This is a genomic window from Glaesserella sp. (assembly GCF_041817755.1).
GTDB lineage: Bacteria > Pseudomonadota > Gammaproteobacteria > Enterobacterales > Pasteurellaceae > Glaesserella.
Map to the genome: position 1 here is coordinate 24900 of NZ_JBGYBX010000049.1, position 22474 is coordinate 47373.

The window sequence follows — 22474 nt, forward strand, 5'->3', positions numbered from 1 at the left end:
ACACATTAATATTAAGGACTTCCTATGCATTTATCAGTTAAAACAGCAGCAATTGCAATTTTAGTTTCATTAGGTGTAACGGCTTGTGGCTCGGGCGGTGGTGGCGGTGGCTCATCTGCACCGGCTAATAATCTAGAGCAAGCAAAGCAAATTGATGCTTTAAAAAAACAGGTTGAAGCTGAGCAACAAGCGGTACAATCTGCGCAAAACAATGCAAATGATGCAACCGAAAAAGTAAAAGCAATAGAAGCAGCTAAAACTAAGGCTGAAGCTGACTTGGCGAAAGCTCAAGAAGCATTAAAAAATGCGGAAAATACAACGGCTACAGAAAAAGCGAAAGCTCAAGCGGCAGTAGAGCAAGCAGCTAAAGATTTAGCAAAAGCTCAAGAAGATATAGCTAAATTGGAAGCTGAACTATCTCCTTATCTTGAAGAGGCTAAACGTAAAGCACAAGAAGAAGCAGAACGTCTTGCAGAAGAACAACGTAGATTAGAAGAAGCTCAAAAAACATTTACCGCGGAAAGTTCGACTTGGCGATATACTGGTGAAAATAATAATGCTCGTTCAAGATATTTTTTACCTAACGGTGATTATTTTGAATGGTTAGGAAATGATAATCAGAGTGGATTTGATAGAGTTGTAGCAGACAAAATTAATTTCTATGAAGCCCCTACTGATGATGAAGTTCATGTTTCAAAGATTACTGCTAAGGGAATTAGCCAACGTTTGCAAAATGGTAACATGGAAGATGTTGCTACAAATTTAGGTGAAAAAGGAACTATCTATTTTGTAAATCAACCTTATTCTACCTATGCTAGTTGGGTTGGAAATGGCGGCACAATTCATAATTCTAATTTCGGGCTAGATTATGAGTTATCATACACTACGGGAGAAATAAAAAGTAAATCAGGTTTTGTGGCGCTACAAACTGAAAATACTGCAGAATTTATTACACAAGGAAATTCTGCAATATATAAAGGAAAGGCAATTGAAACAGGCTATACAGAGAAATATGATAATGCAGGTATGAAAACTTATACTCCATATCAATCTGTCGGTGATCTTACTCTTGATGCTAATTTTAAAACTGGAGTTGTTTCAGGAAATATTCAAAATTTACAGTCAGGAAATTATGATTTAAACAGTAGTAACATCGTATCGTCAAATGATGCTGTTGTATTTAGCGGTACGGTTAGTCAGCAAAATTCTACTTTAAATGAATATAGCTATATAGGATATTTTGCAGGACCAAATGCAGAAGAGGCTGTAGGCATTGTAACTTATACGCCAAATACACATACGATTAGCTTCGGAGGCAAACGCCAATAATCAATCGTAGGCGGGGTTATCCCCCGCCTAAAATCTAAGCTATTGCAGAAATGCCTTTATGTTGTACTAAAGAAAGCAGTTTCAGTGCGGCACCGCTTGGTTTTTTGACACCACGTTCCCATTCTGAAACCAGGTTGCTACTTACATTTAAGTAGTGAGCAAAAACAGCTTGAGAAAAATTTTCTTTCTCGCGGATTTCTCGGATCTCATTGGGAGCAAGCATTTTGACTGGCGTTAAACAACGTTTGTCAAAACTCTGCATTGTTGTTTTATCAACCAAACCAATATCGTGTAAATCACTCATCAATTCGTGGATCGCTGCATTTGCCGGGCTGTTGTATTGGCTCATTGGATACCTCTATAAATGCTTTGCCATCAAGGGCTTGTTGAATTTGTTCAGGGCTAAATGCCAAAATGGTTTTGGCTGCTGCTTTAAAGTTTTCTTCTTCATCAGCGGTAATATTGGCTCGATCATTCTTATCAAATCCATAAACAAATAAGCTAAATTCTGCAAATTTGTACACAATGATAGAACGATAACCTTTAGATTTACCTCTGCCTTGTTTGGGTAAACGCTGTTTGATAACACCAGAACCTAAATCGGCATCAATCAAACCATTTTCAATGTCGTTAATGGCATTTCTTAATGTGTCGTCTGAAATACGTTCTTTACGGGCAAATTTATCAAAATGTTTAGATTTAAAAATTCGCATTAAATATATACCGCTATCATCTTTAGTGTGATAGTAAAAAAATAGGCAGGAAAAGTCAATAAATCTATTTTATGAAGAAACACTTACCCCTTACACTTTTTATCCCCCTAGCAGCAAAAGCAACTCCCGAATTGGAAATCAAATCCGCCGAACCCACATTGCCAACACAAGCGGTTATTTTTTCAGAGAAATCTGCAAATAATGGGGAAATCACTTTAACCCAAGAGCTTATTAGTAAGCCTGAACTTACTCGTCAAATGTTAAATCGGGCGATTGATAGCCGACAATTTCATTTATTGCCTGAACTGGTGCGGATTTATCAACAAACGCCTAACCCCGATTTGGTGCTGATTGATTATGTTAACGGCATTATTTTGGCAAGTCAGGGGGAGTATAAGGCGGCAATCGATCTCTATCGTGGCATTATTGCGAAGCACCCTAATTTTCAGCCTGTGCGTTTTCGTTTAGCACAAATGTTGTTTGAAGATCGGCAAAATGAAGCCGCACTTTCACAATTTCGTAAGCTACAAGCGGACGGATTGCCGCCTCAAATTGCAAATGGAGTTGAACAATATATTGCCGCTATTCAAAAACGTTCGGATTGGGCATTTAACTTTGGCATTAATTATTTGCACGAAAGCAATGTCAATAATGCTTCAAACTCGCCTTATGTTCGAGTTGGGAATGTACCATTTAAGAAAACGGAAGAGTCGTTACCACAATCAGCAAATGGGCTAAGTTATCATCTCAATTTGTCTAAAAATTGGAATGTCAGCGGCTCGCACTATCTACATTTTGAGAACCAATTTAGCGGAAAATCCTATTGGGATAATCATCAATTTGACGATCAACAAAACCGTTCAAGTCTTGGCTACCAGTATCAAAATGCCCAAAGTCGTCTTTCCTTTTTGCCTTATTACGAAATGCGTTGGTATGGTAATCATCGCTACAATCACGGCTATGGAGTTCGAGTTGAAGCCGAACATTGGCTTACCTCTCAATGGCAACTTTCTACCGCAGGGGAAATGGGCAAGCTCAAACATCGGGGCGAAAATCAGCTTGCAGATAGCACGACCTTATTTGGTTCTGCTACGTTACTTTATGCCTTTAATGCGAAAAGTTATCTCTATGGCGGTGTAGATTTGTTGCGAGATCGGACGTTAGAGCGTTCTTTAGCTTCCAAACGTTATACAGGGCGAATCGGTTGGGGGCAAGAATGGTGGGACGGCATTTCCAGCCGTGTTCAGCTCAGTTATGGCAAACGTGAATTTGACCAAGCTCACCGTATTTTTAATCAAATTCGTCAAGATAGGGAACTGGGTTTGAATGTCACACTTTGGCATCGCAACCTGCATTTTTGGGAAATTACGCCGAAAATCAACTATCAATATCAGCGTGTGAATTCAAATTTAGTGGATCTTTATTCGTATAAACGAAATCGGGTTTATTTGAGTTTTGAGAAGACGTTTTAGTGTCATGAAAATACAGCTAATTTTGCGTTAGATCAAAAAAATCTATATTCCCCCTTAAGTTTTTGTTACCATAAGCGGTGAGTTTACACTCAAATTTTACCAATTATTTTTTGAGGAACAGAAAAATGGCATACACATTACCTGAATTAGGTTACGCTTACGATGCGTTAGAACCGCATTTCGATGCGAAAACCATGGAAATCCATCACTCTAAACACCATCAAGCATACATCAACAATGCAAATGCGGTGTTAGAAGCTTATCCTGAATTACTTGATCAATGCCCGGGGAAATTAATTACGAATCTTGAGCAAGTGCCGGCGGAAAAACGTGTAGCAGTACGTAATAACGTAGGCGGTCATGTCAATCACACGTTATTTTGGAAAGGTTTAAAAACCGGTACCATATTACAAGGTGCATTAAAAGAGGCGATCGTACGTGATTTCGGTTCTGTTGAAGCATTTCAAGCACAATTTGAACAAGCGGCGGCAACCCGCTTCGGCTCAGGTTGGGCATGGTTAGTGTTAGAAGACGGTAAACTGGCGGTGGTTTCAACGGCTAACCAAGATTCGCCGTTAATGGGTAAAGACGTTGCGGGCGTATCGGGGTATCCGATTTTAGGTTTGGATGTGTGGGAACACGCTTACTATTTACACTATCAAAACCGTCGTCCGGACTATATTAAAGCCTTCTGGAACGTGGTGAACTGGGACGAAGCCGCCCGTCGTTTTGAAGATAAAGTGAAAACTTGCGGTTGCGCGAAATAAATTCGAGTAATCTCTTTTGTGACAAGCGGTCGGATTTTATGAAAATTTTGCAAAATAATCTTCAAATCAGACCGCTTGTATTGATGATATATCTATTGCTCTAAATCGGCGCTCATTACATCATCTTCATTTCCGGCAATAACCTTTTTTTCATCCGCCCATTCACCTAAATCAATCAGTTGGCAGCGTTTGCTGCAAAACGGTCGGAATTCGCTTTTGGGTGACCAAATTACTTCTTTGCCGCATGTCGGGCAGTTTACTACAGTCATGGTTGATGTCCTTTTTGTTCGGCTAGCGCCAGATAGCGTTGATGAAGCCGGCTGACCTGCGCTTTTAAATGGGCAAGATTTTCCGCTAGCGGAGCGTTATTTTCAATAACATCATCGGCATAGCGTAAACGCGTCGGGCGATCGACTTGAGCCGCCATGATATTTTTGATGGTCTCGAGCTGACTTTTATCCCGCTGCAATGCCCGTTCCAGTTGGATTTCCGGCAGAACGTCGACAACCAGTATCCGATCACAATAGTCCGTCAGTCGGTTTTCAATTAATAACGGCACAACCCACAGCACATAAGGTGCCTGAATTTGATGAAGTTGATTAAGCATGGCTTCACGAATGGCGGGGTGCAGTAGATTATTCAACCAGTTTTTCTCCTCTTCGGCATGAAAAATAATTTGGCGTAATGCACTACGGTTCAGTTCCCCTGCCTCATTGAGAATCCGTTCGCCGAAGTGCGCAACGATTTGTGCTAAACAGGGCGAATCTTTTTCTACCACTTGGCGGGCAATGAGATCCGCATCTACGATCGGAACATGATGTTCGGCAAACAGTTTTTCAATGGTACTTTTACCGCTACCGATTCCGCCGGTTAAGCCGACAACATAGGGCATGTGCTTTTCCTTTCTAATAACGATCGCCGAAAGGCGGTGACGATGTCGTCAGATTCTATCAATAAACAGCATAAAAGTCGAAAAGGTGATAAACGGAATAAACGGCAGTTTTTCAATCCGGCGGCGCTTGAGACAGAAATAGCCGCAGGCAAAGGCTAAGCCGGCTAAATTTGCGTATAGTAGCAATAATATCATTTGTTCGGGGGCAAAAAGCGGTGAAAGAGCGATAAACAGTAACATATCTCCCGTGCCTAACATTTCTGTCGTCAACCAATACTTCATGAGCACGGTTAAAAGGATGAAAAAAAGTGAAGTAAGAAATAAGCTCAATAAGTGGACGGATAAAAGCCACGGTTCATAAAAAAGCAATTGAGCAATTGCGGAGATAAAAAGCATGCCGAGATAACGAACGTCGGTTAAATAATAGAAATAGTCCAACATACTCAAATAAATCAGCAAGATACCGATGAATATCAACGTCGGTGAGGAGTTGTCGAAATAAAACACCACACTGGGAAACAAGATGAAAAAGCAATAAGCGGACTGATTGGGTTTGGGTTGTAATTTGGATGAATGAATAAAATCATTCAACGGTATATCGGTTGAATAGACTTGTCGATAATCATCATAAATTTGAGTATTGAGGCGAATCGGAAAATGGTGTAATTCCGATTTAAACCAATAGGCGCAGAATAAACTCAGTAAAAAAAGCATTACACCATGCCTCCCATATCGAAAATCGGCAGATATAAACCGATGATAATTGTGCCGACGATAACGCCCATAATCAGCATGAGCATGGGTTCCAGCAATTGGGAAAGCATATCGATTTGGTAATCCAATTTTTGCTGATAAATCTGGCTGACATGTTCCAACATCTGCGCCAGTTGTCCGCTTCGTTCACCGGTGGCGACCATTTGGATGACATCGGTATTAAATACCGACGGATTCAGTCCTTCGGAAAAGCGGTAGCCTTGTTTTAACAGTGTCAGTACAAAGCGCAGCTCTTGGGTCAGAACCGGATCGGTTTGTTTGGCGGATAAAAACGCCTGCAAAATGCTGTCTAACCGAATATGGGCGTTGAGCATGAGAGCACAGTTTTGGCAGAAAAAAATAATCCGCGCTTGATGAATAATTCGGTTAAAAATCGGCAATCGGCTTAAGACGGCAAATTTTATTCGGGTAAAGACATCCGTCTTTTTAGCCAGCAGTAATGATCCGAGCATACCGAACGCACCGAATAACAATAACGGATAAATATGTTGGCGCAGCACGGTTGAAAGGGAAAACAGCAACTCGGTAATCCACGGTAATGCCGCCGATTTGGCACTATAAAGATCCGCGAATTTCGGTACGATAAATATCAGCAGCAAAAGTGAAAGCGTCAAGGAAATGACCAAAATGATCAGCGGATAAAACAGGATTTTTTTCACTTTTTTCAGCATTTTGTCACTTTTTTCACGAGTATCGGCAATATTACGCAATATCGTGCCTAAATTGCCGCTATGTTCCCCCATTTTGATTAATTGTATTTCTTGTGCCGGCAAATAGGCGGTTTGCTTTTCAAGGGCATGAGAAAAAGAGAATCCGCTTTCAAGCAAATGAATCGTACCTTGCAGCCATGCATAGAGTTTGATGTTTTGGCAATTTTCCGACAACATGGACAAGCTCTGTTTCAGCGGAACGGCGGCATTTAACAATAATGCCAATTGGCGGATGAATTGGGTTATTTCACCAGTGTTCGGCGCTTTCGGTAAAATGAAATTACGTTGAATGCGAATATGTTGGTAGCCTTTTTGCAGTAATTGCTTTTCAAGCTGTTCTCGACTTTCGGCAAGGCATTTCCCTTGCTGCTTTTGTTGAAAACGGTTTACGGCTTTCCAATGAAATTCATGGATTCGCAGCATGGTTGTTATCCTCCCAACACCCGTTCGATTTCCGTCATATCGGTGATGCCTTGGACGAGTTTTTCTTTTGCACTGTCGAGTAATGTCGGATAGTCCAAACAAGCGGTCTGTTTATCGAAATTTTTTGCAGATCGGCTAAGACATTGATAAACACCGACACGGCCTTTATAACCTTGATAGCAATCCTCACAACCTTTACCGAGGCACTGCGGGCAGAGTTTGCGCACTAACCGCTGGGCGACGACTAACAACAAGGCACTTTTAATCTCGTAGTCGTGAATACCGAGTTGGTTTAAGCGTTCAATTGCCGAAGGTGCGTCATTGGTGTGTAACGTGGAAAGTACCAAATGTCCGGTCTGTGCCGCGCGCAGTGCGATTTGCGCACTCTCTTCATCACGAATTTCACCGAGCATGATAATGTCCGGATCTTGACGCAAAAACGCCCGCAGCAATTGGCTGAAATCCAGTTGAATACCTCGGTTGACTTGGGTTTGAATTAACCCGTCAATGTCGATTTCAATCGGATCTTCGGCGGTCAGAATATGTTTATCGGTTTGATTTAAATGGCTTAACGCACTGTATAAGGTAATACTTTTACCGCTGCCGGTCGGACCCGTCACCAAAATTAACCCTTGCGGTTGTTTGAGCGCAGTATGCAGCAGTTCTTTTTGAGACGGCGTAAAGCCGAGCGACAAAAAATCAAGTTGTGTCGGTTTGTTTTTCTGTAAACGCAACACGATTTTTTCACCGTGATTGGTCGGCAATGTCGATACGCGGAAATCCAAGGTCTCGGCAAGGATGGTGGTAAAGCTGAATTGACCGTCTTGCGGCAGGCGGGATTCGCTGATATCCAGTTTTGCCAACAGTTTAATTCGGGAAATAATGCGGTCGGCAAATTGGATGGAAAGCGTCTTATAAATATGCAATACACCGTCGATTCGCAACCGAATAAGCAGTTTATCGGGTTGTGGCTCAATATGAATGTCGGAGGCATTTTGACTCAAACAAAATTTAAACAGATTATCCAGCAGTCGGATAATCGGATCGTTTAGATTCAGTTGCTCCGACGGCGTTTCTGCAGAGGCATAATGGATTTCATCCGTTTCATAAAATGTTTGTTGTTCGGGGGAAAGCTCGTTTAACAAGAATTTCAATTCGTCTGATGCAACGAGTACCGGCTCGATTCGTTTGTGCGTCATAAATGCAAAAATTTCACATGCCGTAAGATTTTTATCATCATCAACCGCCAACCATAACGTTTGATCCGTTTCTGTTAGCGGCACGGCTAAGTAGCGCAGTAAAAGTTGTTTTTCTTCGCGGTTTTTTTGCCAACGTTCCTCCGTGATTTCAAACAGACGATCGCTGTGGCGCTCATAAATGGCATATTTACTCTGCATGGGTACCTCTTTCATACGGAAAACGGCACGGTGAACCGTGCCGTAAGACGGTTAATTCAATTTTGGCTGAGCGGCGGCCGTACAGAAACCCGCCGGGAACAGGCTAACATCCGCCCCTTTACATGACGTTGACCACGTAATGGTGTTGTTAGCGAATTTCGGGGTCATGGTATAACCGTAACCGTCCAAATTGCCTTTACCGTCTACACTGATGATACCGGCGGAGACGGATACGGATTTCAGGTATTTCGTATCATCGCTACCGGTTTTATTTGCCTGAATGCCGTTTGAACCGCCGCTACAGTTCGTTAATGCGCCGGTATTGTAGATACAAATTTCCACATCGGATTTGTAGGAGGCGGAGGCTCTTAACAGCTCCGAAAGTGCTGCCTTTTGGGTGTAGTTGGTATAAGACGGAATTGCAACGGTCGCCAAAATCGCAATGATGGCAACGACGATCATCAATTCAATCAGGGTAAATGCCCGCTGTATCGGGCGGAATAACAGCTTGTTTTTCATGATGTTTCCTTAAGATCTTGCGCGGAATTTGCGCGTAATAAGTTTGCGTTTTCCTCGTAAAAAATCGATAAGCAAACTCCATTTTGTCGATCTGCGTCGAAAAAATAATATTGGACTGTTTATTTACACAGTGTTTTTTGCTACCATTCGACTGATTTAACTTTTTGAGGTAAGTATGGCTAAAGCAGCAAAAACCGCTTATGTCTGTAATGATTGCGGCGCGGAATATTCCCGTTGGATGGGGCAGTGCCGCGCTTGTATGGCATGGAATACCATCAGTGAAGTGCGTTTGATTTCGGCAAAGCAAGAGAGTAAAGGTGATCGTTTTAGCGGTTATGCCGGCACGACAACGGGTAAAGTTCAAACGCTGGCTGAAATTGATTTGCAGGAAGTGCCGCGTTTTTCCAGTGGATTTAACGAATTAGACCGTGTATTGGGCGGTGGCATTGTACCGGGCAGCGCCATTTTGATCGGCGGCCATCCCGGTGCGGGAAAAAGTACGCTATTGTTACAGGTCATGTGCGGGTTATCGCCTCATTTACCGACACTGTATGTAACAGGTGAAGAATCGTTACAACAGGTAGCCATGCGGGCGAACCGTTTAGGGTTGCCGACCGCCCATTTAAAAATGTTGTCCGAAACTTCCGTGGAACACATTTGTAATATTGCCGATCAAGAAAAACCGAAGCTGATGGTGATCGACTCCATTCAAGTCATGCATCTTGCCGATATTCAATCTTCTCCGGGTAGTGTGGCGCAAGTACGCGAATGTGCCGCTTTTCTGACCCGCTATGCCAAAACTCGACAAGTCGCGATCATTATGGTCGGTCATGTGACGAAAGACGGCACGTTAGCCGGACCGAAAGTATTGGAACATGCCATTGATGCTTCTTTGTTGCTTGAAGGGGAAGCGGATTCTCGCTTTCGTACGCTGCGCAGCCATAAAAACCGTTTCGGTGCCGTGAATGAGCTGGGCGTTTTTGCTATGACGGAGCAAGGCTTACGGGAAGTGAAAAACCCATCGGCAATTTTTCTTAGCCGTAGTGACGAACAAACATCAGGCAGCTCCGTGATGGTCGTGTGGGAGGGAACCCGTCCGTTACTGGTTGAAATTCAAGCGCTGGTCGACCATTCCATGTTGGCAAATCCGCGACGGGTTGCGGTAGGGTTGGAGCAAAACCGCTTATCGGTATTACTTGCCGTTTTACACCGGCACGGCGGGTTGCAAATGTCCGATCAAGACGTATTCGTCAATGTTGTCGGTGGTGTAAAAGTCACTGAAACCAGTGCGGATCTTGCCTTATTGCTGGCATTAATTTCCAGTTTTCGTAATCGCCCGTTGCCGCAAGATTTGGTGGTATTCGGTGAAGTCGGGCTCGCCGGCGAAATCCGCCCGGTTCCGAGCGGGCAAGAGCGTATCAGTGAAGCAGCAAAACACGGTTTTAAGCGGGCAATCGTACCGTTCGGTAATATGCCGAAAAAACCGATTAAAGAGATGACTGTTTTCACGGTAAAAAAATTAAGTGACGCATTGGATATCCTTAGCGGATTATAACGACAGCTCAATCTTGCCCCACCAATCATTTTTGTAAATTTCTTATCAAAACGGACCGCTTGTAACCCTAACACGCGGTCCGTTTTATATGGAAATTTGCAATATATCGCGTAATCAGTGAAATGTTTGATTGAATCTGACTGTTTGTTCAACTTTTTGATGTAATTGATATTTGTACATTTTGTGCAAAATAGCTATAAAATGATTTTTTATGTATAAAAATGAAAATAAAGTGAATATAATTAACTCAATGTAAATTAAGTGTACAGATCCTTTGTCAGATTATCTATGAACGAGATGGTTACGCCTTTGAGATACTTAAGATGAAATCAACTGGGGGAACCAAATGAAAAACATATTCAGAAAAAAACGTTATTATTTTATTAGCTTATTTATGCTGTTATTCGGCGTTGTTTATTACTGTTTGGATGACTATGTCAGTTTAGTACGCGCCGGTTATTGCCCGAAAACCCGAACCATTCTGGCAAAAGAAGAACTCTATCGCAATGCCATGCGGGATTATCTCCAAGTTATGATAGAAATAAAACAGGAGTTGGCAGAAGAGTTTGAATCTAACCGAGAATTCCCTTATTACAATATTTGGCTGGGTAAACCAATAAACGGTTATGAGTTAAAAAATATGATAAAACCTATTTTAGGATCAAGTGTTTTATATTCTGATAAGTTTTATAAAAAATATAAAGATAAAATGAAGGTTTTCGAGGATGTCGATAGTATTTTAGATAATGAGTTATTTCCTAAAAATAATTCATTTAATATTTACGATAATGTAATTATGAATTTTATTTATGCTTATGATTGTTGTACTGTTTATACGCGAGAAGAGGCTATTGAACGAGTTGCTTTTTTGGAAAAAGGAATGGAAATGTATAAAGATGCACTTAAAACGGATTCTTTTAAAATAAAAAGGACGCCAACGGCATTCCGTTATTTAAATGTGAATTTTATGTTTACGGGGTTTGATGATGAAGTTATTGAAAATAATGCATTCGATATTCTTAGTTATTTTATACCGATTAACACCTGTGGCAATATTACGGTAAATATAAGATACAATGAAGATAAATAATGAGGAGGATTTATGACTACACTGACTCAAAATACAATGATACTAAAAATAAAACCGCTTATAAATATATTACAAGCGGTCCGTTTTGTTTAAAATTTTGCAAATTAGCCTGTATTGCGCATACCGGCGGCAATGCCGGTGATGGTGATCATCAATGCCTGTTCCAGCTCCGGATTTGGATTGTCACTTTGCGTGCGTAGGCGGTGTAACAACTCGACTTGGAGCAAGTTAAGCGGATCGGTATAGATGTTACGCAATGCGATAGAATCTGCGATCCAAGGCAAATCACCCATCAGTTGATCATCATGGGAGAGTGATAATACGGTTTGAATGTCCGCTTGTAATTGGCTGCGTAACTCTTTTCCTAGACGGTGTAAATGTTGTGGTACAAGACGTTGGTCATAATGTTCCGCAAGCCATAAGTCGGTTTTACTGAACACCATCTCTAACATCCCGATGCGGGTGGAAAAGAAAGGCCATTCCTCACACATCTCTTTCAATAACGCTTCGTTACCTTGTTCAATTAATTGGCGTAATGCTGCGCCCGCACCTAACCAAGCCGGTAGCATCAAACGATTTTGCATCCAAGCGAAAATCCATGGAATCGCACGTAGGCTTTCTACGCCGCCGTTCGGATTACGTTTTGCCGGACGGGAACCGAGAGGTAGTTTGGATAGCTCTTGTTCCGGTGTTGCGGCACGGAAGTAAGGAACGAAATCCGGTTCGCCGCGAACGATGCCGCGATAGATTTCACAAGAAATTTCCGCGCCTTTATTCATCGCCTCACGCCATGCTTGTTTCGGCTCCGGCGGCGGACAAAGGTTGGCTTCTAAAATTGCACTGGCGTAGAGATCTAAACTTTCTACCGCTACGGCGGGTAAACCAAGTTTGAAGCGAATCATTTCGCCTTGTTCGGTGACGCGTAAGCCGTTTTTGAGTGAACGAGGCGGCTGTGAAAGCAAGGCGGCATGTGCCGGTGCGCCGCCACGTCCGATTGTACCGCCGCGACCGTGGAATAAGGTGAGTTCGATGTTATATTTTTCACATAAATTCACTAATGCTTCTTGTGCTCGATATTGCGCCCAAGAAGCGGCTAACATGCCGGCATCTTTGGCTGAGTCGGAGTAACCGATCATCACCATTTGTTTGTTGTTAATCACACCACGATACCAGCCGATATTAAATAAGTCGTTCATGACTTTTTCACAGCGATCCAAGTCATCCAATGTTTCAAATAATGGTGCGACCGGAACGGTTTGCCGGCAACCCGCTTCTTTTAATAATAAGTGGACGGCGAGTACGTCGGAGGCTTCGCGCGCCATAGAAATGACATAGGCGGAAATGACACCTGCCGGCTGTTCGGCAACCACTTTACAGGTATCCAGTACTTCTTGGGTTTCCGGGCTTGGCGTCCAGTTAGTCGGGACCAACGGGCGACGAGAACTTAATTCACGTACTAAGAAAGCCTGTTTGTCATCTTCCGTCCATTGCGAATAATCACCCAAGCCGATATAACGGGTAATTTCAGCAATTGCCATTTCATGACGCGTACTTTCTTGGCGAATATCCAAGCGGGATAGACCTAAGCCGAAGCAACGGATGCGACGTAAGCAGTCCAATAAGGCGCCGTTAGCGATAATGCGCATCCCGCAAGCGTGTAAAGACTGGTAGCAGTCATATAACGGTTCCCACAGTTGGTCATCGCAGGTGAGGATTTCGCTTTCGGTGATGGTAAGCGGTTTTTCTTCTAAGAGTTCGGCGTAGTAAGCGACGGTCTTAATTAATTTGGTACGCAGATCTTTGACGACAACACGGTATGGCTCCAAGTGATCGCCGTATTTGGCTCGGAATTCAGGTGTACAATGCACAACGGACAATTCGTCGGAAAGGACTTTGATGTCTTCTAAGAAAAGCTCTGCCGCTTTCCAGCGGTTCATGCGCAGGACTTGACGGGTGGTTTTTGACGTCACGAACGGGTTGCCGTCACGGTCACCGCCCATCCAAGAAGAAAAGCGAACAGGTGCAAGACCGACCGGGTGCTGCACACCGAAATTTTTCTCTAGATGAAAATTCAGCTGGCGACAAAATTCAGGTACGGCTTTCCATAAGCTGTTTTCAATCACTGCCATTCCCCATTTGGCTTCATCCACCGGCGTCGGTCTCTGAGTGCGGATTTCATTGGTATGCCATGCAAGGGCAATCAGCTGCATTAAGCGGCGTTTTAATTTGGTCGTTTCGGTTTCGGTTAAATCATCGTGTTCCAAGCGGCTTAAACAGCGGTTGATTTCAACGTGTTTATGCACTAACGAACGTCGGGTAACTTCCGTCGGGTGTGCGGTGAGAACAAGATCGATTAATAATTTTTCAACGGTATCGATGACTTTTTGCGCCGGTACGTTTTGTTCTTTCAAACGGGCGAATAAGGCACCCATAGAACGTTCGCCGAGGGAGGCGTGTTTGCTGTGGCGGGAAATGGTATGGTATTGTTCGGCGATATTGGTTAAGTTTAGAAATTGGCTGAACGCACGGGCAACCGGAATGACGTTTTCGGTCGAAATATTGGCGAGCATATCCAACAGCTGTTCGCGCGCTTTTTCATCCCCCGAACGGGAACGGCGGGAAAGAAGTCGGATACTTTCAATCAACTCCAAAATCTCATTGCCCTGAGCATCACGAATGGTTTCCCCCAAGAAATCCCCTAACATATGAATATTATTACGCATAGATTCATAAAGTTGGCTCATAAAAAAATAATCCTCTTTTTAGGTCAAAATGTATGGTGCATAGATATACCTAAAAAGAGGATAAATGGCAATATGATTTAATTTTTTTGATGAAATAAATAAGAAAAACTTATCCCTGTTCAAATAAATGTTTGTTAGCGGCAAGTTGTTCACGGGTTAAACTGAATACGCCCAGCCCGCCGTTTTTGAATTCCAGCCAGTTAAACGGTACGTTCGGAAACTGTTCGACTAAGTGCACCATGCTGTTACCGACTTCACACACCAATACACCGTTATCCGTTAAAAAGCGATCTGCGGTCGCTAAAATACGTTTGGTCAAATCTAAGCCGTCCACCCCGGAGCCTAATGCCATTTCAGGTTCATGGTGAAATTCTTCGGGCATATCGTTTAAATCTTCTTGGTCAACATAAGGTGGGTTGGTAACAATCAAATCATAACGATCTTGAGGCAATTGATTAAATAAATCGGATTGCAAAGGGAACACGCGATGTGCAAGTTGATGACGCTCAATATTGATTTCCGCTACGTTTAGCGCGTCAACGGACAAATCAACCGCATCAATTTCGGCATTCGGAAAACGTTGGGCGCAGGCAATGGCAATGCAACCGCTGCCGGTACACATATCCAAAATGCGTTTCGGTTCTGCCCGTAAAATGCCGGTAAAGCCTTGTTGGATTAATTCCGCAATCGGTGAACGGGGAATGATGACTCGTTCGTCCACATAAAATTCTAAACCGCAAAACCAAGCGGAGCCGGTTAAATAGGCGACGGGTTTGCGTAAGCCGAGGCGTTGCCGCACCATTTCCACAATGCGTGTTTTCTCAATTCGGGTTAAGCGGGAAGCATAGAGGCTTTCCGGTACGTCCACGGGTAACGCAAGGGCATTCAATACCAACTGGTTCGCTTCATCCCACGGATTGTCGTGTCCGTGTCCGTAATAGAGATCGGAAGCATTGAAGTAACTGTAGCTCCAGCGCATCATATCCAAAATCGTTGAAAGGTCTTCGGTGACATCGTGCGACGCGATTTCATCCAATAGACCATGATTATAATGAGGTTCAAACATAGTAGGCTCTTTCGTCAGTGGTGAGAGGGAGGTGTTATACCATATTTCGCTTTGTGTTAGAATGCGCAAGATGAAATTAAAAGGAGCCGAGATGTTGGAAGACGATGATTTAGCCTTGTTTCGTGAGGCAACTAAAGGCACAAAAAAGATAAAACAAGATACCTTCGTACCAAAAGTTGAACTGCGAAAAAAGATCAATGAGCGACGTGAATTAAAAGAACAAGCGGATACGCTGTTTTATTTTTCGGATGAATACGAGCCGTTGCTCACCGAAGAAAACGAAAAAGTAAAATATCGCCGTGAAGATGTGGATCCGTATATTCTCAAACAGCTTCGACGCGGTGACTTTGAACCGGAACTGTTTTTGGATTTACACGGCTTAACCAAAGAACAAGCGAAAAAAGAACTGGCGAGTTTGATTCTTGCCTGCGAACGGGAAGGCGTTTATTGCGCCAGTATCATGACCGGCTACGGTACGCGCACCTTGAAAGACCAAATCCCCCGTTGGTTGGTACAACATCCGAAAGTCATCGCATTACATCAAGCGCCCAAAACGTGGGGCGGCGATGCGGCGATTTTGATTTTGGTCGAACAGCCGGAAAAAGCCGACTACAAGCGGTGAGATCCGCACGATTTTTTGCAAATAACGTTTTTATCGATAGATATGAGAGAAAATATCGGTAAAATGCGCCACGTTGTTATTCGAGAAACAAAAAGGAAATTGAATGTTAGAACTGATTATTGCCATTTTATGCAGCGTCTCTGTCGGCGTGTTAATCAAAATTGCCCGCGGTAAAGGTATTGCGATTGATCAAAGTATTGCGGTGAATTATATCGTCGCAACCACGCTCTGCTATTTTTTACTGAAACCGGATTTTAAAGGGCAGACAATCGTGGAGATTGTCGAAGCACATCCGTCTTCCTATCTGTTCTTTGCCTTGGGAATATTGTTGCCGAGCGTCTTTTTAATTCAAGCCAAAGCCTTGGAATTTGCCGGTATTATTCGTACCGATGCTGCGCAGCGCTTGTCGCTTTTTTTACCTATTTTGGCAGCGTTTACTTTATTCGGCGAAGCGGTTACCACCAATAAACTGATTGCCCTGTTGTTGGCATTCAGTGCCTTGGGGTGTTTGTTATGGAAAAGCCATGAGGGCATGGGAAAGGGCGGGAAAACCGCAATCATCAGCTTGGTCTTAGTGTGGGTCGGCTTCGGTGTCATTGATATTCTGTTCAAACAAATGGCAAAATCAGGCTCGGCTTTTCCGTTAACCTTGCTGATTTCATTTATCGGCGCAGGCTGTGTGATGTTTATTTATTTGTTGCTTAAACGCACCCAATGGCGCATCCCGAGCGTCGGTGTCGGCTTAATTCTCGGGGGGTTGAATTTCGGTAATATTTTGTTTTACATTAAAGCGCATCAGGTGATGAAAGATGATCCGACCTTGGTGTTTACCGGCATGAATTTGGGCGTGATTTGTTTAGGAACACTCATCGGCGCGCTTTTCTTTAAAGAAAAAATCAACCGAATCAACTACCTCGGCGTTGCTGTGGCAATCATTGCCATTATCTGTTTGTTCTATTGGCGATAAGTAAAAGGCGGATATCCGCCTTTTACTTTTTGGGAACGTTATGAAAAATTTAAAACAATACGGGCAAAATTACGTTAACTGGGTGCTACGCTTGGGTAAAGGGCGTTCCGCCCTGTTTGGCTTTTTTGTTCTGTCGTTTTGTGCGATTGTCATTCAATGCATTTTAAGTTTACTGTTTACCGGCGAAATTGACGGAAATGATATTTTTCGTTCAATTATTTTCGGTTTGATTTCCGTTCCGTTTGTGATCTATTTCTTCAATCTTGTCGTTGAAAAGTTGGAACGTTCGAGAATGCGCTTGGAACAGTCTTTGTCCGACTTGTCGTTACTGCGTGAGCAAGATGCGCGTTTAAATGTCGAGCTTGAACAGCAAGCGGCATTTTTACGATCGTTTTTTGATTCGTCTCCCGATTTGGTGTTTTATCGGGACGATAAAGGGCGTTATTTAGGCTGTAACCGGGCGATGGAAATTTTGACCGGGAAATCGGAAAAAGAAATCATCACCTTGACACCGCATGATATTTATCCGGCGGAAACGGCAAAAATGATCATGGATACGGATCGGGATACCTTAATCAGTAATACCGGTGTGACGGTGGAGCAGTGGATTCGTCACCCGAATAACAAATTGTCGTGTTTTGAGATTCGTAAAGTGCCTTATTATGATCGTATTCAAAACCGCTACTGTATTATCGGTTTCGGACGAGACATTACGGAGCGCAAGCGCTATCAGGAACTGATTGAAAAAAACAGCCGCGATAAATCGAAATTGATGGCGACCATCAGTCATGAGTTGCGTACACCGCTAAACGGCATTATCGGCTTAAGCCGTATTCTGTTGGAAGGAGAGTTGTCGGCACAGCAACGGGAATACCTCAAGACGATTAATATCAGTGCGGTGTCTCTCGGGCATATTTTCAGCGATATTATTGATTTGGAAAAAATCGATAGCCGTCGCATTGAGCTTTTCCGTACGGAAGTGGAGTTCTCCCAAATCATCAGTAATATCAGCCATTTCGCCAACTTAATGGCAGAGCAGAAGCAGATTAAATTCCACATAAAATACGACGATAATCTGCCGGATTTTATCTATGTCGATAACGCCCGCTTGAGCCAAGTGCTGTGGAACTTGGTCAATAATGCCGTGAAATTCACACCGTCCGGCGGCAGTATCTCGCTGAATATTGTGCGTTATGATGCGGATCATTTCGGGTTTATTTTGAAAGACACCGGTATCGGTATTAAGAAAAGCGAGCAACGTAAAATTTTCGCCATGTTCTATCAAGCGCAAACGGTAAAAGGGAAAAAAGCACCGGGCAGCGGTATCGGCTTAGCTATTTCAAAACGTATTGCCAAATTGATGGGCGGAGATTTAACCGTCGAAAGCGAATTGAATCAAGGTTCGACCTTCACGTTGACTATTCAAGCCGATGAAGTAAAAAGCCATAAAGAAATCGCCTTCAATGCCCATGCGTTAAAAGTCTTGTTAGTAGAAGATATTGAAGTCAATGTGGTGGTTGCCAAAGCTATGTTGAACAAATTCGGCTGTGACGTGGATGTGGCGATGAGCGGTAGCGAAGCATTCGAGCTGTTTGCTAAGAACAGCTACGACTTGATTTTACTGGATATTCAATTGCCGGATATTACCGGTTTTGAGATCGCCTCTCAGTTACGTCGGCTCTATCAAAACGGCGAAGTCGATTATTTACCGCTATTGGTGGCATTAACCGCCAATATTATTCAAACCAAAGAAGAGTATCGGCAGCAAGGCATGGATGATGTGTTACGAAAACCCCTTTCGTTGGAGGCGTTGGCGGAATGTTTGAACCGTCATTTTGATGAGGGCTTTTTGGAAAATTCGGTTGAAAACGCACCGCTTGTCAATGTGCCGCAGCCTGACGAGCAGCCTTTTGATCGCAAAATGTTGCAAGAGTTGGTTGATGTGATGGGGAAAACGGCGCTTTTGGCGAATTTCGAATTATTCGCCAAGCTGATGCCGGAATATGTGGCAAATCTGAGGCAGTACCTTTCGGCATGGCAAAAATCCCACGATTCTGAAAAACGTAAATTAACGGTAGAGGAAGCACATAAAATAAAAGGGGCATTAGCATCGGTCGGTTTATTGAAATTACAACGTGTGGCACAATTTGCTCAAACCGATGACGGTGAAGCTTGGGAACGCGGTATCGAAAATTGGGCGGCGCAGATACAAGCCGATTGGCAAACGGATTTAGCCAACGCCACCGAATGGGTGAGCGCATTGAAATAGCTCGTATCGGGCTTTTTACCAGCCGAGCGCCCGGTGGGCAAGTGCATGTCGGGCAAACGGGATATGCGCTAAGCCGATTAGCGCTAAATTTCTAGCAATTTGAACCGGTAAATATTCGCAAGAAAATAGCGAAATCAGACCGCTTGTGCTTTGCATAATTCGGGCTTGGTCGGCTTGGCGGTGTTGTTCAAACTGTTGTAACCATTTTGCTTCGCCAAAATCTTCGCCTTGAGCAAAGGCTTGACCGACAAGGGTTGCCAGTTCAAACAGATCTCGTATTCCGAGATTGAACCCTTGCCCTGCCACAGGGTGGAGCAACTGGGACGCATTGCCGACAATGGCTAAACGGTGGTGAATATGGCTTTCGCTTTTTTGCGAAGAAAGGGGGTAAACAAACCGCTTGCTGACTTGTAAAAATTTGCCGAGTTTCCAGCCGAATTGTTGTTGCAAGGCGTGTAAAAAGGCAGTGTCTGACATTGCCATTGCGTCTGTCGGATCTTCCATACACCAAACCAGCGACATCATTTTTTCATTGAGTGGCAATAAGGCAAAAGGCCCTTGTTTCGTGAAACGTTCAAAGGCGTGGTTTTGGTGTGGTTCAGACAGGATAACATTGGCAATAATGGCGGATTGTTGATAATCCTTGATAAATTGGGTGGTTACGCCACATTGTTGGGCAACTTGAGATTGAATGCCGTCACAGGCAACTAACAATTTAGACGTTAATTGTGTTCCGCTATTTAGGGTAATCTGGCATTGCTGTTCTGTGCGTTCGATATGGCTGACGGTATCAGGGCAGAATAGCTGAATGTTGGGTTGCTTGGCGATTAATGCGGTCAGTTGCTCGCCCAGTTTGGCGAGTTCCACCACCACACCTAATTCGGATAAGCGTAATTCGTCGGCTTTTAAAGTCGTTTTGCCGAAATGTCCTTGATCTGAAACGTGAATTTGTTTGATGGGGGTAGCAATACGGTAAACCGGCTGAGCTAAATTTTGTTCCGTAGCAAGCGGTCGAATTTGAGCTAATTTTTGCAAACTGCCGTAAGCAAGGGCGATTGAACGTGCGTCAAAACCGCCTTGCTCAGTATAGTTTGGCGTATTTTTTTCTACGATTGCAATTTGCAGTTGGTGTCTGCTTACTGAACTTAACGCTAAGGCAAGTACAGAACCCGTCACCGCACCGCCGACAATCACCACATCAATGTTTTGTTTCATATCTTATTTATTCTCAAAATTTAATGTAGGGACGCCAAGCGTGGCGTCCCTACTATTTCACGTCGATTAAGACCTTACCACTTTCCGCTGTTAATAATCTGCCGACAGGGTAAAGGGCGACATTGGCATTGTTTGCAATTTGTTTCACACTTTCGACCGCTTGTGGCTTAACGGCGATCAATAAACCACCTGACGTTTGCGGATCACACAAAATCGCTTTTTGTTCATCACTTAACGGCGAAATCAGATGTCCGTAGCTGTCGAAATTACGGGTTGTGCCGCCCGGGACAGCCCCTTGTGCGATATACTCTTTGACACTGTCTAAGGTTTGGATTTGATCGAAATAGACTTCGGCACGCAAGTTTGAACCTTGACAGATTTCCGTTAAGTGTCCGAGTAATCCGAAACCTGTGACATCGGTCATTGCCGTGATTTCATCGACTTTGGCAAATTCAGCGCCGACCAAATTCATCTGACACATCACATCTCGAGCTAAATTTTGATGTTCAGGTTTTAATTTACCCTGTTTTTCCGCCGTAGTGAGTACGCCGATCCCAAGCGGTTTCGTGAGATATAAATCGCAGTCTGCTTGTGCTGAAGCGTTCTTTTTCACTTGTTCGGTGGAAATAATGCCTGTGACCGCTAAACCAAAAATAGGTTCAGGGGAGTCAATCGAGTGTCCGCCTGCTAAAGCAATGCCTGCTTGTTGGCACGCAAAACGACCGCCATCAACAATTTTTTGTGCAACTTCGGCAGGTAACTTATTGATTGGAAAGCCTAAAATTGCAATCGCCATAATCGGTTTACCGCCCATTGCAAAAATATCACTGATTGCGTTAGTCGCAGCAATTCGCCCGAAATCAAAAGGATCATCTACAATCGGCATAAAGAAATCCGTGGTGCTGACAATACCGACACCGTTACCAATGTCATAGACAGCCGCGTCATCTTTGGTTTCATTACCGACTAACAAATTCGGGTCGATAAATTTTGCCTGTTCTGTGTGCAGAATTTGTTCAAGGACTTTTGGGGAAATTTTACAGCCACAGCCTGCACCATGACTATACTGTGTTAAGCGAATGGGTTCGTTTTGCATGGTTGCCTCTTTTTTCTTATTTAGCCTAAATAAAGATGGCGGGATTGTACTCTCATTTGCAAAAAATTGACAGTAACCGACCGCTTGTAACTGTGGTAAACTGCCACTAATTTTTCACTTTGTTTTAATGATTATGCCGACAATCAATCAATCCGCCCTTGTGCCTTATAGTGCCGAACAGATGTATCGTCTTGTTAATGACTATGAAAAATATCCGCAGTTTTTATCAGGATGTGTAGGGGCAACGACCTTAAGTTTAGGCGACAATGAACTCAATGCAGAATTGGGGATTCAAAAATTGGGGATTAGCCAACGTTTTAGTACACATAATACGATGATTCCCAATGAAAAAATTACCATGGAATTATTAAATGGACCATTCAAATATTTACACGGAGCTTGGACTTTTCAGCCGTTTGATGAACAGAGTTGCAAAATCAGCCTAAATTTAGAATTTGAATTTTCAAGCCCGATGATTGGTATGGTGTTTGGCAAAATTTTCAATGAATTAACGCTTAAAATGGTGAATGCGTTTAAACAGCGAGCAAAAGAGGTATATGGTGTCTGATACGCAAAAAATCGTGGTGGAAGTGATTTACGCTTATCCTGATAAATATTTTTATAAGAAGATGGAATTAGATAATCCGCTCTCGATTCAAAATGTGATTTTGCAATCAGGCGTATTGCAAAAATATACGGAAATTGACTTGCGAGAAAATAAAGTCGGTATTTTCAGCCGTCCAGCGAAATTGATAGATATGGTGGAAAATGGTGATCGCATTGAAATCTACCGCCCGTTGATTGCCGACCCGAAAGAAATCCGACGCAAGAGAGCGGAAGAGCAGAGAAAATAG

The 22474-nt window shown here is 43.2% G+C and carries 22 protein-coding genes; 10 read left to right on the plus strand and 12 right to left on the minus strand.

What is annotated here, in order from left to right:
- Positions 1-24 precede the first annotated feature (24 nt).
- Positions 25-1329 carry a transferrin-binding protein-like solute binding protein gene (locus ACEYKX_RS07260; protein ID WP_373767745.1) on the plus strand — a complete coding sequence of 435 codons (1305 nt, stop codon included), beginning with the start codon at positions 25-27 and terminating at the stop codon, positions 1327-1329.
- Between the two features lie 34 nt (positions 1330-1363).
- Here the strand turns inward: ACEYKX_RS07260 and ACEYKX_RS07265 are convergent, their stop codons facing one another.
- Together ACEYKX_RS07265 and ACEYKX_RS07270 are read right to left on the minus strand one after the other, a co-directional pair.
- Complete coding sequence (locus tag ACEYKX_RS07265) at positions 1364-1678, minus strand: helix-turn-helix domain-containing protein (protein WP_373767746.1); 315 nt, start codon at positions 1676-1678, stop codon at positions 1364-1366.
- The gene (locus tag ACEYKX_RS07270; RefSeq protein WP_075630487.1) at positions 1626-2042 is read right to left on the minus strand and encodes a type II toxin-antitoxin system RelE/ParE family toxin; all 417 of its coding nucleotides are present in this window, start codon (positions 2040-2042) and stop codon (positions 1626-1628) included. The genes ACEYKX_RS07265 and ACEYKX_RS07270 overlap by 53 nt, the downstream gene beginning before the upstream one ends.
- A gap of 71 nt (positions 2043-2113) precedes the next feature.
- On the opposite strand from ACEYKX_RS07270, the gene ACEYKX_RS07275 reads away from it, so the two are divergent.
- Positions 2114-3514 (plus strand): surface lipoprotein assembly modifier, encoded by a 1401-nt coding sequence (locus tag ACEYKX_RS07275; RefSeq protein ID WP_373767747.1) that lies wholly within the window; start codon positions 2114-2116, stop codon positions 3512-3514.
- A 125-nt stretch (positions 3515-3639) separates the two neighbouring features.
- Positions 3640-4281: a superoxide dismutase [Mn] gene (sodA, locus tag ACEYKX_RS07280; RefSeq protein WP_373767748.1), complete on the plus strand. Its 642-nt coding sequence runs from the start codon at positions 3640-3642 to the stop codon at positions 4279-4281.
- A 92-nt stretch (positions 4282-4373) separates the two neighbouring features.
- On the opposite strand, the gene yacG is transcribed toward sodA, so the two are convergent.
- Genes yacG through ACEYKX_RS07310 form a run of 6 tightly spaced genes read right to left on the minus strand, consistent with a single transcriptional unit; the run spans position 4374 to position 8996 of the window.
- Positions 4374-4550: a DNA gyrase inhibitor YacG gene (yacG, locus tag ACEYKX_RS07285; protein WP_373767749.1), complete on the minus strand. Its 177-nt coding sequence runs from the start codon at positions 4548-4550 to the stop codon at positions 4374-4376.
- Complete coding sequence (gene coaE, locus ACEYKX_RS07290) at positions 4547-5173, minus strand: dephospho-CoA kinase (protein ID WP_373767750.1); 627 nt, start codon at positions 5171-5173, stop codon at positions 4547-4549. The genes yacG and coaE overlap by 4 nt, the downstream gene beginning before the upstream one ends.
- A 48-nt stretch (positions 5174-5221) precedes the next feature.
- A complete protein-coding gene (locus ACEYKX_RS07295) occupies positions 5222-5887 on the minus strand; it encodes a peptidase (protein ID WP_373767751.1) in 666 nt (221 codons plus the stop codon).
- Positions 5887-7080: a type II secretion system F family protein gene (locus tag ACEYKX_RS07300; RefSeq protein ID WP_373767752.1), complete on the minus strand. Its 1194-nt coding sequence runs from the start codon at positions 7078-7080 to the stop codon at positions 5887-5889. The genes ACEYKX_RS07295 and ACEYKX_RS07300 overlap by 1 nt, the downstream gene beginning before the upstream one ends.
- A 5-nt stretch (positions 7081-7085) precedes the next feature.
- Positions 7086-8477 (minus strand): GspE/PulE family protein, encoded by a 1392-nt coding sequence (locus tag ACEYKX_RS07305; RefSeq protein ID WP_373767753.1) that lies wholly within the window; start codon positions 8475-8477, stop codon positions 7086-7088.
- 51 nt (positions 8478-8528) lie between these two features.
- On the minus strand, positions 8529-8996 hold the full coding sequence (locus tag ACEYKX_RS07310; protein ID WP_373767754.1) for a prepilin-type N-terminal cleavage/methylation domain-containing protein: 468 nt from the start codon (positions 8994-8996) through the stop codon (positions 8529-8531).
- Positions 8997-9171: 175 nt separating this feature from the next.
- Between ACEYKX_RS07310 and radA the strand changes: the two genes are divergently transcribed.
- A complete protein-coding gene (radA, locus tag ACEYKX_RS07315) occupies positions 9172-10551 on the plus strand; it encodes a DNA repair protein RadA (RefSeq protein ID WP_373780675.1) in 1380 nt (459 codons plus the stop codon).
- 346 nt (positions 10552-10897) lie between these two features.
- Positions 10898-11641 carry a hypothetical protein gene (locus tag ACEYKX_RS07320; protein WP_373767756.1) on the plus strand — a complete coding sequence of 248 codons (744 nt, stop codon included), beginning with the start codon at positions 10898-10900 and terminating at the stop codon, positions 11639-11641.
- A gap of 104 nt (positions 11642-11745) precedes the next feature.
- On the opposite strand, the gene ppc is transcribed toward ACEYKX_RS07320, so the two are convergent.
- Together ppc and prmB are read right to left on the minus strand one after the other, a co-directional pair.
- Positions 11746-14385, minus strand: a complete 2640-nt coding sequence (gene ppc, locus ACEYKX_RS07325; RefSeq protein ID WP_373767757.1) for a phosphoenolpyruvate carboxylase — start codon at positions 14383-14385, stop codon at positions 11746-11748.
- 109 nt (positions 14386-14494) lie between these two features.
- A complete protein-coding gene (gene prmB / locus ACEYKX_RS07330) occupies positions 14495-15451 on the minus strand; it encodes a 50S ribosomal protein L3 N(5)-glutamine methyltransferase (RefSeq protein WP_373767758.1) in 957 nt (318 codons plus the stop codon).
- Between the two features lie 91 nt (positions 15452-15542).
- Between prmB and smrB the strand changes: the two genes are divergently transcribed.
- From smrB to ACEYKX_RS07345, 3 genes are all read left to right on the plus strand, one after another.
- Complete coding sequence (gene smrB, locus ACEYKX_RS07335; protein WP_373767915.1) at positions 15543-16073, plus strand: endonuclease SmrB; 531 nt, start codon at positions 15543-15545, stop codon at positions 16071-16073.
- Between the two features lie 103 nt (positions 16074-16176).
- Positions 16177-17040: an EamA/RhaT family transporter gene (locus ACEYKX_RS07340; RefSeq protein WP_373767759.1), complete on the plus strand. Its 864-nt coding sequence runs from the start codon at positions 16177-16179 to the stop codon at positions 17038-17040.
- Between the two features lie 40 nt (positions 17041-17080).
- Positions 17081-19309: an ATP-binding protein gene (locus ACEYKX_RS07345; protein ID WP_373767760.1), complete on the plus strand. Its 2229-nt coding sequence runs from the start codon at positions 17081-17083 to the stop codon at positions 19307-19309.
- Positions 19310-19324: 15 nt separating this feature from the next.
- Here the strand turns inward: ACEYKX_RS07345 and ubiH are convergent, their stop codons facing one another.
- Both ubiH and selD read right to left on the minus strand, forming a co-directional pair.
- Entirely contained in the window at positions 19325-20524 is a 1200-nt protein-coding gene (gene ubiH / locus ACEYKX_RS07350; protein ID WP_373767761.1) for a 2-octaprenyl-6-methoxyphenyl hydroxylase, read from the minus strand.
- Between the two features lie 52 nt (positions 20525-20576).
- Complete coding sequence (gene selD / locus ACEYKX_RS07355; RefSeq protein WP_373767762.1) at positions 20577-21620, minus strand: selenide, water dikinase SelD; 1044 nt, start codon at positions 21618-21620, stop codon at positions 20577-20579.
- 133 nt (positions 21621-21753) lie between these two features.
- Between selD and ACEYKX_RS07360 the strand changes: the two genes are divergently transcribed.
- Positions 21754-22188, plus strand: a complete 435-nt coding sequence (locus ACEYKX_RS07360) for a type II toxin-antitoxin system RatA family toxin (protein WP_373767763.1) — start codon at positions 21754-21756, stop codon at positions 22186-22188.
- Positions 22178-22474, plus strand: a complete 297-nt coding sequence (locus ACEYKX_RS07365; RefSeq protein WP_373767764.1) for an RnfH family protein — start codon at positions 22178-22180, stop codon at positions 22472-22474. Before ACEYKX_RS07360 ends, ACEYKX_RS07365 begins: the two co-directional genes overlap by 11 nt.

Bases quoted from the DNA above. Each gene is read 5' to 3' on its own strand.
- ppc (WP_373767757.1), bottom strand. From the start codon at position 14,385: ATGAGCCAACTTTATGAATCTATGCGTAATAATATTCATATGTTAGGG.
- ACEYKX_RS07340 (WP_373767759.1), top strand. From the start codon at position 16,177: ATGTTAGAACTGATTATTGCCATTTTATGCAGCGTCTCTGTCGGCGTG.
- ACEYKX_RS07270 (WP_075630487.1), bottom strand. From the start codon at position 2,042: ATGCGAATTTTTAAATCTAAACATTTTGATAAATTTGCCCGTAAAGAA.
- ACEYKX_RS07300 (WP_373767752.1), bottom strand. From the start codon at position 7,080: ATGCTGCGAATCCATGAATTTCATTGGAAAGCCGTAAACCGTTTTCAA.
- ACEYKX_RS07345 (WP_373767760.1), top strand. From the start codon at position 17,081: ATGAAAAATTTAAAACAATACGGGCAAAATTACGTTAACTGGGTGCTA.
- coaE (WP_373767750.1), bottom strand. From the start codon at position 5,173: ATGCCCTATGTTGTCGGCTTAACCGGCGGAATCGGTAGCGGTAAAAGT.
- ACEYKX_RS07265 (WP_373767746.1), bottom strand. From the start codon at position 1,678: ATGAGCCAATACAACAGCCCGGCAAATGCAGCGATCCACGAATTGATG.
- radA (WP_373780675.1), top strand. From the start codon at position 9,172: ATGGCTAAAGCAGCAAAAACCGCTTATGTCTGTAATGATTGCGGCGCG.
- yacG (WP_373767749.1), bottom strand. From the start codon at position 4,550: ATGACTGTAGTAAACTGCCCGACATGCGGCAAAGAAGTAATTTGGTCA.
- selD (WP_373767762.1), bottom strand. From the start codon at position 21,620: ATGCAAAACGAACCCATTCGCTTAACACAGTATAGTCATGGTGCAGGC.
- ubiH (WP_373767761.1), bottom strand. From the start codon at position 20,524: ATGAAACAAAACATTGATGTGGTGATTGTCGGCGGTGCGGTGACGGGT.
- ACEYKX_RS07365 (WP_373767764.1), top strand. From the start codon at position 22,178: ATGGTGTCTGATACGCAAAAAATCGTGGTGGAAGTGATTTACGCTTAT.
- prmB (WP_373767758.1), bottom strand. From the start codon at position 15,451: ATGTTTGAACCTCATTATAATCATGGTCTATTGGATGAAATCGCGTCG.
- ACEYKX_RS07275 (WP_373767747.1), top strand. From the start codon at position 2,114: ATGAAGAAACACTTACCCCTTACACTTTTTATCCCCCTAGCAGCAAAA.
- sodA (WP_373767748.1), top strand. From the start codon at position 3,640: ATGGCATACACATTACCTGAATTAGGTTACGCTTACGATGCGTTAGAA.
- ACEYKX_RS07295 (WP_373767751.1), bottom strand. From the start codon at position 5,887: ATGCTTTTTTTACTGAGTTTATTCTGCGCCTATTGGTTTAAATCGGAA.
- ACEYKX_RS07320 (WP_373767756.1), top strand. From the start codon at position 10,898: ATGAAAAACATATTCAGAAAAAAACGTTATTATTTTATTAGCTTATTT.
- smrB (WP_373767915.1), top strand. From the start codon at position 15,543: ATGTTGGAAGACGATGATTTAGCCTTGTTTCGTGAGGCAACTAAAGGC.
- ACEYKX_RS07310 (WP_373767754.1), bottom strand. From the start codon at position 8,996: ATGAAAAACAAGCTGTTATTCCGCCCGATACAGCGGGCATTTACCCTG.
- ACEYKX_RS07260 (WP_373767745.1), top strand. From the start codon at position 25: ATGCATTTATCAGTTAAAACAGCAGCAATTGCAATTTTAGTTTCATTA.
- ACEYKX_RS07360 (WP_373767763.1), top strand. From the start codon at position 21,754: ATGCCGACAATCAATCAATCCGCCCTTGTGCCTTATAGTGCCGAACAG.
- ACEYKX_RS07305 (WP_373767753.1), bottom strand. From the start codon at position 8,477: ATGCAGAGTAAATATGCCATTTATGAGCGCCACAGCGATCGTCTGTTT.